The sequence below is a fragment of the Aromatoleum evansii genome (assembly GCF_012910805.1).
Lineage (GTDB): Bacteria > Pseudomonadota > Gammaproteobacteria > Burkholderiales > Rhodocyclaceae > Aromatoleum > Aromatoleum evansii.
Genome location: NZ_WTVK01000048.1, coordinates 1 through 14,767 on the forward strand (window position 1 = coordinate 1; position 14,767 = coordinate 14,767).

Consider the following 14,767-nt stretch of genomic DNA (forward strand, 5'->3'; position numbering starts at 1 on the left):
AGATGTGGTATAAGAGACAGTGGTTTGGCTGGCACGACGGAAACCCATCCCCCTCCTGGCCTCCCCCTTGAAGGGGGAGGAATGCGAGCCCCGAGCGCATTCCCGCACTGACCGATAGATAGGAGCCCCAATGTCCGCATCAAGCCCCACGACACCCGGCTGGCGCAGCCACGCGCTGCTCCTGCTGCTCGCGCTGATGTACGCGGACAACTTCGTCGGGCGGCAGATCATGGCGGTGATGATCGAGCCGATCAAGCGCGAGTTCGGCGCGAGCGACACGGCGATGGGGCTCATCTCCGGGCTCGCGTTCGCGGGCGTGTATGCGCTGCTGGGCCTGCCGGCGGGGCGCATCGCGGATCGCGTCTCACGCGTGCGCCTGCTCGCCCTGTCCGGCCTGCTGTGGTGCGCCGCGACGGCGCTGTGCGGGCTCGCGACCGGGTTCGGGCTGCTGGTTCTCGCGCGCATGGCGGTCGCGGTGGCCGAGGCGCCGGCGACGCCGGCTTCGCTGTCCATCATCGCCGATCTCTATCCGCCGCAGCGCCGCTCGTTTGCGATCAGCTGCTTCACCGCGGCGCCAACCTTCGCCGCGATCCTCGCCTTGAGCGTGGGCGCGTGGCTGGTCGGCACCTGGGGCTGGCGCAACACCTTCGTCATCGTCGCCTTGCCGGTGCTGCCGGTCGCCGCCTTGCTCGCGTTCGCGGTGCGCGAGCCGCGCCGTGGCGTCTGGGATGGCCGACATGCCCCCGAGGGCGCCGCCGCCGCGGGCATGTGGGCGACGCTGCGCAAGCTGTGGGCCTGCCGGCCCTATCGCTATCTGGTCCTCGCCAGCGCCGTGACGACGCTCGGCGCCAACGCCTACGGCATGTGGAATCCGACCTTCCTGGTGCGTTCGCACGACCTGCCGCTGCAGCACGCCGGTCTGCTCGCGGGTCTGATCGGCGGCACTTCGGCCGGCGTCGGCATGCTCTTCAGCGGCTGGCTCACGGACCGCCTGACGCATCGCAGCCCGCGCTGGCACCTGCGGATCCCGCTCTTCGGGCACAGCATCGCGGTGGTTTCGCTGGCGGCGTATCTGCTGTGGCCGCGTGCGACGTTGCTGCAGGCCGGGTCGGTCGCGGTGCCGACGGCGATGCTGTGGTGCGGGCTCAACGGCTTCTTTTCGGTGTGGTGGGTCGCGCCTTCCTACAGCTACATCACCCATCTCGTCGCGCCCGGCCAGCGTGCGGTCGCGCTGGCCTGCCTGACCATCCTCACTACGCTGTTGGGTGTCGGCGTCGGGCCGCTGCTAATCGGCGCGTTCAGCGACGGCCTGCAGCCGTGGTTCGGCGAGGATTCGCTACGTCACGCGCTGCTCTTCGTGTGCCTGACGACCTGTACGGCGATGCTCGCGATCCGGCGCGTGAAAGGGCTCGTCACAGGGTCGCCGGACAACACGCCTGCGATGGCAGGGTCGGTGCCCTGAGGCAGGCATGCCAGAGTGGAAGACGCGACCGTGGGTGAGAGCAGAAGGGGCCGGAAGGCCCCTTTTGCGTGCCGGATCGTCGCCGTTTCCGTACCGTCCGCAATTGATCCGCCATCGGCCGCAAATGACTCGCTGCCGTCCCTGACGCGGAAAGTCCGCTCGCTAAACTCGATTCGGCATGGAGGTGAAGTTCGCCTCCGACTCCCGAATTCGTCACGAGGATTTCCGATGAGCCGCGCTCTCGACGATGTGATCGTACTCGACCTGACCCGGCAGTTCTGCGCCTCGCTGTCGGCCGCCTTCCTGGCCGACTTCGGCGCGCGGGTGATCCGCCTTGACCTGCCGCCCGCGCGGGAATCGAGCGGCGGACGCTGGAACCACGAGGCCGACCTGATCCACCGCAACAAGGAGAGCCTCGCGCTCGATCCGGCGAGCGCGGGCGGTGCGGAGCTGCTGCGCCAGCTCGTCGCGAAGGCCGACGTCATCGTTACCGACTGGCAGCGCGACGAACTCGCGGCGCTCGGCATCGACTACGACGCCGCGGCGGCGCTGCGCCCCGACATCGTCTTCGGGCGCATCTCCGGCTTCGGCCCGCAGGGGCCGGATGCCGACCTGCCGCCCATCGACGAACTCGCCGCGGCGCGCACCGGCATGATGCCCATCCTCCCGCAGCCGGGTCAGCCGCCGATCTACACCGGCGCTGGCGCCATGCACGCGACGGTGATGCTCGCCTTCGGCGTGGTCACGGCGCTGCTGCATCGACAGGCGACGGGCGAGGGGCAGGCGGTCGACGTCTCGCTCTTCGGCGCCAACATGTACGGCGCGGCGCTCGACATCCAGGCCTTCCTCGCGATCGGCGAGGGCGAGCGTTTCATCACCCCGATCTCGCGCCTCGACGTGTCGAACCCGATGTCCGGTTCGCTCTATCCGAGCGCGGACGGCCGCTGGGTGACGCTGACGATGCCCGATACCGACCGCTGGTGGCCGGTCTTTTCCGCGGTGGTCGGCATCGCCGCCGACGATCCGCGTTTCGACACGCACGACAAGCGCACCGAGACGAACCGCCTTGAACTCATCCGCGAACTGGAAGTGGCCTTCCGGCGTCAGCCCGGCAGCCACTGGCGCCAGGTGTTCCAGGAAGAGCAGATGTCCGCCGACGTGATCGAGCGCTTCGACTACCCGGCCAACGATCCGCAGGTGCTCGCCAACCGCTACATCCTCGAACTCGACCACCCGAGCTTCGGCGCGGTGAAAAGCCTCGGCTTCCCGATCTTCCTGAGCGACAGCCCGGCGCGCCTCGAACGGCTCGCCCCCTGCGTCGGCCAGCACACCGCGCAGATCCTGCATGAGCTGCTGGCCTATCCCGAAGACCGCATCCACGCACTCCGCGCCGCCGGCGTGGTGGCCTGACCCGAAAACCCAGCGCGAACGGAGAACGCCCGTGGCGAAAGCACTCGAAGGAATCCGCGTCATCGACCTCACCGTGTGGTTCCAGGGCCCGGTGTCGGCCCAGTACCTGGCCGATTTCGGCGCGGAGGTCATCAAGGTGGAGCGCCCGCAGGGCGGCGACCAGGGGCGCGGCGTGCGCTCCATCAAGTCCCTGCCGGTGGGCGACTGGAACCAGTACTTCCTCGTCATCAACCGCAATAAGAGGAGCATGGCGATCGACCTCAAGACCGAGGCCGGGCGCGGCATCCTGTACCGGCTGGTGGAGAAGTCGGACGTGTTCCTGTCCAACCTCGCGCCGGAGATGTTGGAGGCGTGGGGGCTGTCGTACGACAAGCTAGCGGCGATCAATCCGAAGCTCGTTTACGCGACCAATACCGGCTACGGGCGCTTCGGCGGGGCGTCGAAGCCCTCGTTCGACATGACGGTGCAGGCGCTCACCGGCGCGATGGCCCGACTCGGCGAACCGGGCGAACCGCCGGTGTACCTCGGCATGGGCTCGGGCGACGCCTACGGCGGCATCATGTCCGCGCTCGGCATCGCGCTGGCGCTGTACCAGCGTCGGCGCACCGGGCGTGGCCAGTACCTCGATGCGTCGCTCTACGGCGCGCAACTCTTCCTCGCCGCGCCCTGGCTGCAGTCCTTCCTCGCCGGCAACACCGACGCCGCGCTGCAGCACTCGCGCAAGCAGGTCGAGAACCCGCTCTGGAACCTGTACCCGACCGCCGGCAAGTGGGTCTATCTGTGCGAACCCAACGAGGACGCGCGCTTCGTGGCGCTCTGCCGGGCGCTCGATGCGCCGTCGCTGCATGCGGACGGGCGTTTCGCGACCGCCGCGTTGCGCGCGCAGCACAACGAGGCGCTGATCGACGCGATCGAGGCCGTCACCCTCAAGCGCGACCACGACGCGCTGATGCGCGGCTGCGTCGCCGAAGGCGTGGTCGCGAGCCCGGTGAACAACCTCGCCGACGTCGTGCGCGACGAACAGGCCTGGCGCAACGACTACTTCATGAAGGCGTACTGCGAGGAAGTGCAGCGCGAGGTCGACGTGCGCGGCCTGCCGGTGACGCTGTCGAAAACCCCGGGCGAGATCCACTGTCTCGGCCCGCAACTGGGGCAGGACACCGAACTGCTGCTCATGGACCTGCTGGGCTACGAGTGGGACGAAATCGAAACCCTGAAGGCGCAGCGCGCCATTCCCTGAGCCATCCGGAGACGAATTGATGATGAACGAAAACGTGCCCGCATCCGCATGGGGCGAATGGCGTCCGGTTGCCGGGGAAGGCCTCGACGACTTCGTCGAGATCCTCTACGAGAAGAAGACGCATCGCGAACTGGGCGGCGGGGTCGCGCGCATCACGCTGAACAAGCCCGACAAGATGAACACGCTGACGCTCGCGACCGTCGACGAGATGTTCCGCGCCTTCTACGACGCGAACCACGACCCCGCGATCGGCGTCATCGTGATTGCCGGCAAGGGCAAGCATTTCGGCGCCGGCGGCGACGTGGAGTGGGAGCGCTGGGGGCTGCGCGAGGCCTTCTACAACCGCTACCCGCACAACCGCCTGATGCGCCTGTCGCGCAAGCCCATCATCGCCCAGGTGCAGGGCTATTGCATCGCCGGCCACAACCACATGGCCTACTGCTGCGACTTCACGATCGCGGCAGACAACGCGATCTTCGGCCAGGCCGGTCCGCGCGTGTCCTCGCCGGCGGACGGCTTCTTCGTGCCCTATCTGACCAAGGTCGTCGGCGCGAAGAAGGCGCGCGAGATGTGGATGCTGTGCCGCAAGTACAAGGCGCCCGAAGCGCTGCAGATGGGCCTGATCAACACCGTCGTGCCGCTGGCCGAGCTGGAGGCGGAAGTCGATCGCTGGTGCGAGGAGATGCTCGCCGTGAGTCCGGGCTGCCTGGAGGTGCTGAAGGCCGCGTTCGACCAGGAAATGGACGGCTACAAGGAGTCCTGCGTGACCTCCGCCGCGATGTATCCCGACTGGTTCGACATGCCCGAAGGCAAGGAGGGCGGAGCGGCCTTCCTCGCCAAGCGCAAGGCGCGCTTCTGGGACATCCGCGAGCGCGAGGCCGAAGCGCGGCGCGGCTTGATGGCGGACTACGAGGCGCAGCAGGCGCCGGCGTCCGAGTAGGGGAGGCGCGACGATGTTCAAGGACAAGGCCTGCATCGTAGGCATCGGCGAAACGCCCTTCTGCCGCAAGCCCGGCTCGGGGCTCTCGGAGATGGGCATCCAGCTCAAGGCGGCGGTCGCGGCGCTTGAGGATGCCGGGCTCAAGGCGGCGCAGATCGACGGCATTCTGCCCTTCCCGAACGTCGGCAAGGCCGAAGCGTTTGCCGCGAGCCTGGGCTGCGAGAACCTGCGCTTCGCGGCGACCCTGCACATGGGGGGAGCGGCGCCGGTGGGTTCGCTGCGGATGGCGGCAATGGCGGTGAGCAGCGGCGCGGCAGACTACATGATGGTGCCGGGCGGCTGGAACGGCTATTCCGGTGCGCGCGTGCGCGAGACCGCCGCCAACGACGTGAACTCCATCCCCGGGGGCGAGATCGCGCGGGACTTCTACATGCCCTTCGGCCTCACCGCGCCGCCGCAGTGGTACGCGCTGATGGCGCGCCGCCACATGCACGAATACGGCACCACCGAGGAACAGCTCGGCGCGGTGGCGCTGGCGATGCGCAAGCACGCGCAGCTCAACCCGGCCGCGCTGATGCACGGCAAGCCGCTGACGATGGCCGACTACCTCGCCTCGCCGACGATCGCCTCGCCCTACCGCCTGCTCGATTGCTGCGTGGAGACCGACGGCGCCGCGGCCTTCATCGTCACCACCGTCGAGCGCGCCCGCGACCTGCGCCAGAAGCCCGTCTACATCATGGGCGCGGCGGCGGGCCAGCCCTATCCGGCCGACGAGATCACCAACCGTGCGGACTTTCACCGCACCGGCCTCACGAACGCGGCGCCGGAAGCCTTCCGCATGGCCGGCGTGACACCGGCCGACGCCGATTTCGCGCAGATCTACGACTGCTTCACCTTCGAGGTCATCCAGCAGCTGGAGGAAGCCGGTTTCTGCAAGCGCGGCGAAGGCGGCGCCTTCGTCGAGCACGGGGGGATCGAACTGGGCGGACGCCTGCCCGTGAACACGCACGGCGGACTGCTCTCGCAGGCGCACGTGCTGGGCATCGCGCACGTCGTCGAGGCCGTGCGCCAGTTGCGCGGCGAGGCCGGCGCGCGGCAGGTGCCGGACGCCGAGATCGGTGTCGTCACCGGCTGGGGCGACTTCGGCGACGGCAGCATCGCCGTCCTGCGTCGCTGAACACGAATTGGAGAAGCGTCATGAGCGAAAACGCACTGCCCTGTGACAAACCGCTTCCCGCGCTGACCGGCCTGTACGGCGAGTTCTACGCCTGGTGCCGCGACCGCGAGCTGCGCTTCCAGCGCTGCACCGGCTGCGGCCGTTACCGGCACGTTCCGCGCGAGATCTGTGCGCACTGCAGTTCGATGGAGTGGGAATGGGCGCGTTCCAGCGGGCGGGGCACGGTCTTCACGTGGACCGAGGTCGTGCGCGCGCTGCACCCGGCCTTCGCCGCGGCCACGCCCTATGCGCCGGTCGTCGTCGAGATGGAGGAGGGCGTGCGGCTGCTGTCGCAGGTGGTCGATTGCGTACCCGGGGAGCTCGCCATCGGCATGCCCGTCGAGGTCGATTTCCAGCCGGTCAGCGATGCCGTGACGCTGCCCATCTTCCGCCGCGCCGCCGCGGCGCGATAACCATTCGAAAGGGGACACCACCATGGGCCTGAACCTGCCCGCCAGTCTGAGTTACGAGAAACGCGGCCGTATCGCGATCATCACGATGAACCGGCCGGAGGCGATGAACTCGCTGACGAAGGAGATGCTGATCGGCCTTGAGGCCGCCTTCGAGGACTACAACAACGACCCGGAACTGCGTTGCGCGATCTTCACCGCGACCGGCGACCGCGCCTTCTGCACCGGCCTCGACCTGAAGGTAGCGCTGCCGGCGCTCAACGAGGGGGACGCGCTGGGCTACGAGGATCCGGCCAAGCGCCCGTTCCAGAACGTCTACAAACCCATCATCACCGCGGTGAACGGCGTCTGCGTCGCGGGCGGGCTGGAGTTCCTGCTCGGCACCGACATCCGCATCGCCGCCGAGCACGCCAAGTTCGGCCTCGCCGAAGTGCGCTGGGCGGTCGTCCCGGCGGGCGGCTCCCACGTGCGCCTGCCGCAGCAGATCCCGTGGGCGATCGCGATGGAGATGCTCCTCACCGGCAACACCATCGATGCACAGCGCGCGTACGACATCGGCCTCATCAACAAGGTCGTGCCGGCCGACCGCCTGATGGACGAAGCCTTGGCCTACGCCGAACGCATCTGCGAGAACGGCCCGCTGGCCGTGCGCACGGCGAAGGAGATCGCGCTGCGCGCGCTCGACAACGAGCCGGCCTTCGTGCTCGAAAAGACCATGTCGGCGCGCGTGTTCGCCTCCGAGGACGCGCGCGAGGGCCCGCGCGCCTTCGCCGCCAAAACGAAGCCGGAATACGTCGGCCGCTGAGCCGCCGCAACCCCACGAACCCAAGGGAAGGAGACCGCAGCATGAGCAAGGATTACTTCGTCGCAATGACCGAATTCCACTTCATGAACCTGCAGACCATGAGTGAGATCGGCTACTACCCCGGCATGCAGCAGTTCCACGACAGCGTCAATGGCGTGCTGCGCGCCTGGGCCGGCCGCGACCTCGACAGCGAGTGGCCGCATCCGATTGCGAGCGAGCTCATCAAGTACATGGACAAGACCAGCGTCGACGTCGCGTTCTGCCTGCGCGAGCCGATGATGGACATCACCGGCGGCGTGGTGTCGATGTCGACCAACGGCTTCATGCTGCAGCAGATCGAGCCCTACCCGGAGCGCATGTACCTGGAGGCCAACGTCGGCCCGGTCATCAAGCGCGGCATCAAGCACGCCAACTGGGAACTGGAATACCTCGTGAAGGAGCGCGGCGCGAAGCTGTGCAAACTCTACACGCCCGAGGACGACGGCCCGCTCAACGACAAGCGCCTGTGGCCCTTCTACGAGAAGGCCGTCGAGCTAGGCGTGCCGCTGACCGTGCATACCGGCATGAGCTACGTGTGCCCGCAGCCGAGCAGCCATTGCCATCCGTCGCAGCTCGACGACGTGATGCTCGCCTTCCCCGACCTCAAGATCATCGCCTACCATGCCGGCTGGCCGCATTCCGAGGAATTGATCGGCCTGTGCGGCAAGCACAAGAACCTGTACCTGAGCCTCTCCGGCATCATCGGCTGGTTCCAGCGTGCCCCTTACCGCGGCTATCACACCATCGGCACGGCGCTGCAGTGGATGAGTTCCGAGAAGATCGTGCTGGGCTTCGATCTGCCCTTCGACGATCTCGGCCGCATCGTCGACTACATCAAGAACCTCGACATGCCCGCGGAGCTGCAGGAGAAGTGGGGCTACGCGCAGGTCACCGAGCAGGACAAGGCCAACATCCTCGGCCTCAACCTCGCGCGGCTGACCGGTATCGAGCCGAAGAAGCGCGCCCCGCTTCTCTGACGAACCGGCGATGGAAAAGGTTATCTACGCACTGTGGCGCGCCGACGGTACCGCGCGCGACGCCTTCGTCGAGCGCCTTCACGGCGAACTCGTGCCCCGGCTCGTCGCGCTCGGCGCGCTCGGCGCGCAGCTCAACGTCGCCGATGCCGCGGCGGACGGTGCGGCGCCCACCGTGCAGGCGCTCCCCACGCCGATGGACGCCTTCGTCTCCGTCTGGCTCGACTCGGCCAACGACGCGCTACGCAAACCCTTCGATGCCGCGATGGCGGCGGTGTGCGGGCGCTATGCCGCTTGGCTCGTGACCGAATCGCGGCCGATGCGCAACACCCGCTACCTGCCGGTGCGGGGCGAGCGCACGCCCGGTTTCGCGCAGGTCGCGCTGTTCCAGCGGCCGCCCCGCATCGAGCGCGAGGCCTGGCTGGACGTGTGGCTCGGCTCGCACACGCAGATCGCCATCGACACGCAGGACACCTTTCTGTACGTTCAGAACGTGGTCACGCGGGCGCTCACCGTCGATGCGCCGGCATACGACGCGATCGTCGAAGAGGGATTCCCGCCCGAAGCTGTCGGCAACCTGCACGCGTTCTACGACGCGGTCGGCGACGACGACCGATTCCGCTCGAACGTCGCGGCGATGCGCGCGAGCTGCCGGCGTTTCATCGACATGGACAAGATCGATGTGGTGCAGACCAGCCAGTACGTGCTGATGCCGCCGCGTGGCGGCGTGGGGTAGGCCGACGACGGAGGGGTATTTGAACGACGGGCGATTGATCGCGGTGCTGCGCGCCGCGCATATGACGCATCTGATCGACTTCATGGTCATGATGCCGCTGGGCGCCCATTTCATCGCGGCCTTCGGCGCGAAGCCCGCCGACCTCGGGCGGCTGGTCTTCGCCTATACCGCCAGCGCGGGCCTCTCCGGCGTGATCGTCAGCGCCGTCATCGACCGTTTCGACCGCGGCCGCGTGCTGCGCGTCGTGTATGCGGCCTTCCTGCTTTCGCTCGTGGTCACGGCCTTCGCCAGCAGCCTCGATGCGCTCGTCGTGGCGCGCGTCGTCGCGGGTATCACCGGCGGAGTGCTCTCCGCGCTGATCCAGTCGGTCGTCGCCGAAGTCATTCCGCCCGCACAGCGCGCCAGCGCCATCGGCCGGGTAATGAGCGGCCATGCGCTCTCCGCGGTGATCGGGGTGCCTGCAGGGCTCTGGGTGGCCGCAGCGTTCGGCTGGCAGGGGCCCTTCATCGCCGTGCTGGCAATCGCGTCCGCGGTCCTCGTCGGGCTGGGCCGCCACATGCCGTCGATGCCGGCGCGGCGTGCCGCGAGCGACGTCGCCGCCGGGATCTCGCTGCGAAACGTGCTCGCGGGCCGGGCCCTGGCCGGCCTGGGCCTGACCTTCCTCGTGACCGCGTCCTGCTACGCGGTGATCGCGTACATCGCCCCTTACTGGATCAAGAACGTCGGCATCAGCGAAGCGCGCCTGCCGTGGGTGTACCTGCTCGCGGGGGCCGTCAGCTTCTTCACGACGCCACATTCCGGGCGGATGGCCGACCGCCACGGGCGCTTCCCGGTGTTCGCGGTGACGACCGTCCTGTCCGTCGGAGGCATCCTGCTCGCCACGCACGCGCCGGCCCTGGCCCTGCCGGGAGCCCTGGTCGTGAGCAGCCTCTTCTTCGTGACCGTGTATGCGCGGTGGGTGCCCACGGTCGCCATCCTTGCGGAACTGCCGCCGCCTCCGGTTCGCGGCGCCTTCATGATGCTCAACGGCGTCATTACCCAGCTCGGCATGGGCGCGGGCGCGATGTTCAGCGGCGCCCTGATCGCGATCGGGGCGGACGGGCGGCTGAGCGGCTTCGGCACGGTCGGTGTCGTGGCGGCGCTGCTGTCGCTCTTCGCGATCGCGCTGGCCGCGCGCGTGAGCCGGCACCCCTGACGCCCCGGCGGACGCCCTGTCCGCAAATGAAATGCCAACGGCCGTATCGGAAGCCCTGCGGGCGCAAGGCGCGCGCTCCGCCTCACTACACTGGACTGCGGGTCGATCAGCTAAGGAATCCGCACAAAATGTCCACGCATAATCGCGACAATATGGTGAAGCCGGACTACATGTCCGAAGAAGAATGGCAGGCCATCAAGGACGCCACCGCATCGCTCGAACGCATTCGCGGCGACGCCAAGGCCGACGTCGAGCGCTATCTCGCCAACCCCGACGGCTGGGCCTCGGGCAAGGGCTCGCCGTCCGGCTTCCCGACGCTGCTGCTTACCATGCTAGGCCGCAAGTCCGGCGAGCCGCGCACCACGCCGCTGGTCTTCCTGCAGAACGGCAAGGATGTGGTCGTCGTCGCCTCATTGGCCGGGTATGACGAGCCGCCCGCCTGGTATCTCAACGTCACGGCCAATCCGAACTGCTGGGTTCAGCTGGATCGCAACAAATCCGCTGCCGTCGCCCGCGACGCCACCGATGAGGAGCGCAAGGCCCTGTGGCCGCGCCTCACCGCGCTGTTCCCGCCGTGGGGCTTCTTCCAGCAACAGACCGATCGCCCCTTCGGCGTCGTGATCATCTCGCCGACCGGGCCCGCCTGACGCCGCGCGCCCCCCGCGCGCCCCCCGCGCGCATCCGCCGGCTCCCTGTCCTGTCGCCTTCCCGTGGAGACGCTCGTCATGAGCAACGTGAATTTCGAACACCTCTTCAAGCCGCTGCAGGTCGGCCCGATGCGGATGCCCAACCGCATCTGCGAGACGACCAACACGATCAATTCCTCGCGGGCACCGGGTCTCATCGACGAGCACTTCATCGCCCACCACGGCGCGAAGGCGAAAGGCGGGACGGGGTGGATCGGCAGCGAGACCTGGCTGCTCAACGTCCCGCTGCCGCCCGGCGCGCCCGACGAAATCTCGCTGAAGGGCGGCTTCGGCTGCCGCTTCGCCGCGTATCAGAATCCGGCTTTCCTCGAAGGCTGGAAGACCTTCGTCGACGAGATCCACGGTCACGGTTCGGTCGTCGTCGTGCAGCTCACGCACCTCAATGCCTTGTGGTCGCCTTCGCCGGTGCCGGTCGTGGGCGCGCAGGACTACACTCCGCACGTGCTCGGCGAGGCCGAGATCGAGTTCCTGCTCGACGGCTATGCCGAGGCCGCCGCCGCGGCGCAGGCGAGCGGCGCGGATGCGGTCGAGATCCACTGTGCGCACGAAACGGTCGGCTACAGCTTCCTGTCGCCGGTCACCAATCGGCGCACCGACAAGTGGGGCGGCGGCCCCGGCGAGCGCATCCGTTTCGTCGTCGAAGCGCTCAGGCGCGTGCGCAGCCGCGTCGGCGATTCGATGGCCGTCGGTATCCGCGTGAATGGCCAGGAATCGCGCGCGGGCGGCTACGACAACATGCAGCTGCGCGAGATGCTGTTCCACATCGGCGAAACCGGGCTGCTGGACTTCGTCGACCTCGACGTCGGCCACTGCTGGGGCGCACCGTCCTACGTGCCCTCGTCCTATCACCCGCACGCCGAATACCGCGAATTCGGGAAGGCCGCGCGCGCCGACCTCGCGGACCTCGATCCGAAGATCGCCGTGCTGTTCACCGGCCGTATCAACGACCCCGTCCTCGCCGAGGAGCTCATCAAGGGCGGCTTCTGCGACCTCGTCGGCATGGTGCGCGCCGGCATTGCCGATCCTGATTTCGCGATCAAGGCGAAGGAGGGGCGCCTCGGCGAGATCCGCCGCTGCATCGGCTGCACGCGCTGCATCGACGAAGCGTCCGAGCCGGCCTACATTCCCTATACGCCGACCTGTTCGATCAACCCGATGATAGGCAACGAGCTGCAGTGGGAGGCCAACTTCCGTGCCGCCGACAAGCCCGGCCATGTAGTCGTGGTGGGTGGTGGTGCGGCCGGCTGCGAAGCCGCACGCATCGCAGCCCTGCGCGGCCACAAGGTCACGCTGCTGGAGCAGGGCAAGCGCCTCGGCGGCCAGCTCCTTCTCGCCGCGAAGGCGCCGGGGCGCGATTCCTTCGAGGATCAGGTGTACTTCGAGGAAAATGCGCTCGCGCGTCTCGGCGTCGAGGTCCGTCTCGAAACAGCCGCCGACCTCGCCGCGGTGAAGGCGCTGCAACCCGACGCCGTCGTCGTCGCCACCGGGTCGCTGCCGCGTGTGCCGGAGGAGGTGCCCGGCATCGAGCTGCCGCATGTCGTGCAGGGCTGGGACGTGCTGCGGGGCAAGGCGAAGACCGGCCAGCGCGTCGCGATCATCTCGCAGGAGGACTACTACCAGACCCCCTGCGTCGCCGAATACCTCGCCGAGCAGGGCAGGCAGGTCGAGATCTTCCACAAGTCCGTGCATCTCGCCACCGAAGTCGCCCGCTACTCCATCGGCATGGTACTGAAGCGCATGGAGCGCTGCGGCGTGAGGGTGCATCCCAACCTCATTCTCCGCCGGGTCGCGCCGGACGCGCTCGAATTCGTCTCCAGCTGGGGCGACCAGAGCTACCGCATGGAAGGCTTCGACAGCGTCGTGCTGATGTACGGCACGGTGCAGCAGCCGCAGCTTTACGAGGCGCTGAAGGCGGACGGTAGCGTCCCGCAGGTCTTCATTGCCGGCGGCGCCTGGGTGCCGCGCCGGCTGGCGGAGGCCACGCGGCATGGGGCGGCCGTCGGCATGATGATCTGACCCACTACTGCAGCAACACCCCGAGCCGCCCGGTGCCCTTCAAGGGCGCCAAGCGGCTCGTTTCATCGTGCCGGCTCGTCGAGGCCGCCGAAGATCGCTCTTAACGGCGAAGGCTCCCGAATCGGCATCATGCGTCGCGTTCAGGTTTGCGCCCGCCGGCCCGTGGCGCACACTATGCAGGCCATGGGCGTTCGCGTGTTCTGCGCTTCGGCGCCGCGGGTGTGAAGGCGCGCCTCACTCGCCAGCGTACGGTCGGAAGACATCGCCCGACACAGTGGGGCGCACATAGCAGCCGGGGTAACGTCCGGCCGCCCGTGGTCTTCGAGCGATTTTAATGGATGGGGGATTCAGGCCGTTTTGCGCGCCCGGCGTTCGTCGCGGCGCCGAGTCATGTCGGCGACGTCGGCGACCAGGCCTTCGCCGATCAGGGCGTCAACGTCGCCCTTGGCGTAACCCAGTTCCCCGAGGATCTCCCGCGTGTGTTCGCCCTGCATGGGCGGGTGGCGGGTGATTTCGCAGGGGGTGCCGTAGAAGCGGATCGGGACGCCGGTGAGGTCGAGGCGGCCCAGTTCGGGGTGCTCGACCGGGACGATCATGCGGTTGTGCAGGATCTGCGGATCCTTGACGACGTCCTCGACCTCGTTGATCGGGGCGGTGAGGACGTCGGCGGCGACGAGTTTGTCGACGAGTTCGGCGCGGTCGAACCGGCGCGTGCGCTCGGCCATGACGCGGTCGAGTTCGTCCTCGTTGGCGAGGCGGGCGTGGATGTCGTGGAAGCGCGGGTCGGTGTCCCAGTCGGTTCCGAGGGCGCGGCAGACCTTGACGAAGAACTTCTCGCCCGGCGTGGTGATGACGACGTGTTTGCCGTCTTTCGTCGGATAGACGCCGGAGGGGGCGAAATACAGGCTGCGGTTGCCGGTGCGTTTGGGGCGGTCGCCGGTGGTGAGCCATGTGCCGATGGAGCTGGCCTGCGCGTGCATCAGCGCGTCGAGGAGCGAGACCTCGATGCGCTGGCCTTCCCCGTTGAGTTCGCGGGCGCGCAGGGCGGCGAGGGCGGCGTTGCTGACGAGGAGCGAGGTCATCACGTCGACGGCGGGGAATCCGGTGCGCACGGGTTCGCCCTGCGGGTCGCCGTTGAGGGTGAGGACGCCGGTGTAGCCTTGGGCGAGGAAGTCGATGCCGGGGCGGCCCGCGTAGGGGCCGTCGGCGCCGAAGGCGGTGACGCGGATCCAGATGATGTCCGGCTTGTGCTTCCTGACCTGCTCGTAGGCTAGCCCGAGCTTCGACAGCGCCGGTTCGCGGATGTTTGTCACGAGGATGTCCGCAGTGGCGGCGAGGCGGGCGAAGATTTCCTGGGCTTCGTCGCGCTGCAGGTCGAGGACGAGGTCTCGCTTGCTGCGGTTGAGGCTGAGATACGGGCCGCGCTCCTCGCCGCGCTTGGGACCGAGGTGGCGGCTCTCGTCGCCGTAGTGGGATTCGATCTTGATGACGTCCGCGCCGAGGTCGCCGAGCAGCGTAGCGCCGTAGGGGCCGGCGAGCATCGTGGAGAGGTCGAGGACGCGCAGGCCGGCGAGGGGGCCCTGGCTGAGGTCGGGTCGGGACATGCGATGGCTTCCT

At 68.2% G+C, this 14,767-nt stretch carries 13 protein-coding genes; 12 read left to right on the plus strand and 1 reads right to left on the minus strand.

The genetic code is table 11. The features are described 5' to 3' along the window. Positions 1-130: 130 nt before the first annotated feature. From GO615_RS20590 to GO615_RS20645, 12 genes are all read left to right on the plus strand, one after another. Entirely contained in the window at positions 131-1,462 is a 1,332-nt protein-coding gene (locus GO615_RS20590) for a spinster family MFS transporter (RefSeq protein WP_169131535.1), read from the plus strand. A 228-nt stretch (positions 1,463-1,690) separates the two neighbouring features. After that, positions 1,691-2,872: a CaiB/BaiF CoA transferase family protein gene (locus GO615_RS20595; protein WP_169131537.1), complete on the plus strand. Its 1,182-nt coding sequence runs from the start codon at positions 1,691-1,693 to the stop codon at positions 2,870-2,872. Between the two features lie 31 nt (positions 2,873-2,903). Next, positions 2,904-4,112, plus strand: coding sequence for a CoA transferase (locus tag GO615_RS20600; protein ID WP_169131539.1), 1,209 nt, complete (start codon positions 2,904-2,906; stop codon positions 4,110-4,112). A 19-nt stretch (positions 4,113-4,131) separates the two neighbouring features. Further along, positions 4,132-5,052 carry an enoyl-CoA hydratase-related protein gene (locus GO615_RS20605; RefSeq protein ID WP_169131541.1) on the plus strand — a complete coding sequence of 307 codons (921 nt, stop codon included), beginning with the start codon at positions 4,132-4,134 and terminating at the stop codon, positions 5,050-5,052. A 13-nt stretch (positions 5,053-5,065) separates the two neighbouring features. Beyond that, positions 5,066-6,229 (plus strand): thiolase C-terminal domain-containing protein, encoded by a 1,164-nt coding sequence (locus GO615_RS20610; protein ID WP_169131543.1) that lies wholly within the window; start codon positions 5,066-5,068, stop codon positions 6,227-6,229. Between the two features lie 20 nt (positions 6,230-6,249). Further along, entirely contained in the window at positions 6,250-6,681 is a 432-nt protein-coding gene (locus tag GO615_RS20615) for a Zn-ribbon domain-containing OB-fold protein (protein ID WP_169131545.1), read from the plus strand. 22 nt (positions 6,682-6,703) lie between these two features. Then, positions 6,704-7,483, plus strand: coding sequence for an enoyl-CoA hydratase-related protein (locus GO615_RS20620; RefSeq protein ID WP_169131547.1), 780 nt, complete (start codon positions 6,704-6,706; stop codon positions 7,481-7,483). 41 nt (positions 7,484-7,524) lie between these two features. Continuing rightward, positions 7,525-8,499 (plus strand): amidohydrolase family protein, encoded by a 975-nt coding sequence (locus GO615_RS20625; protein WP_169131549.1) that lies wholly within the window; start codon positions 7,525-7,527, stop codon positions 8,497-8,499. Positions 8,500-8,509: 10 nt separating this feature from the next. Further along, positions 8,510-9,232 carry an EthD domain-containing protein gene (locus GO615_RS20630; protein ID WP_169131551.1) on the plus strand — a complete coding sequence of 241 codons (723 nt, stop codon included), beginning with the start codon at positions 8,510-8,512 and terminating at the stop codon, positions 9,230-9,232. 19 nt (positions 9,233-9,251) lie between these two features. Further along, entirely contained in the window at positions 9,252-10,427 is a 1,176-nt protein-coding gene (locus GO615_RS20635; protein ID WP_169131553.1) for an MFS transporter, read from the plus strand. Positions 10,428-10,555: 128 nt separating this feature from the next. After that, the gene (locus tag GO615_RS20640; RefSeq protein WP_169131555.1) at positions 10,556-11,074 is read left to right on the plus strand and encodes a nitroreductase/quinone reductase family protein; all 519 of its coding nucleotides are present in this window, start codon (positions 10,556-10,558) and stop codon (positions 11,072-11,074) included. 78 nt (positions 11,075-11,152) lie between these two features. Then, the gene (locus GO615_RS20645) at positions 11,153-13,150 is read left to right on the plus strand and encodes an oxidoreductase (protein ID WP_169131557.1); all 1,998 of its coding nucleotides are present in this window, start codon (positions 11,153-11,155) and stop codon (positions 13,148-13,150) included. A gap of 347 nt (positions 13,151-13,497) precedes the next feature. On the opposite strand, the gene GO615_RS20650 is transcribed toward GO615_RS20645, so the two are convergent. After that, the gene (locus tag GO615_RS20650; protein WP_169131559.1) at positions 13,498-14,754 is read right to left on the minus strand and encodes a CaiB/BaiF CoA transferase family protein; all 1,257 of its coding nucleotides are present in this window, start codon (positions 14,752-14,754) and stop codon (positions 13,498-13,500) included. Positions 14,755-14,767: the final 13 nt, after the last annotated feature.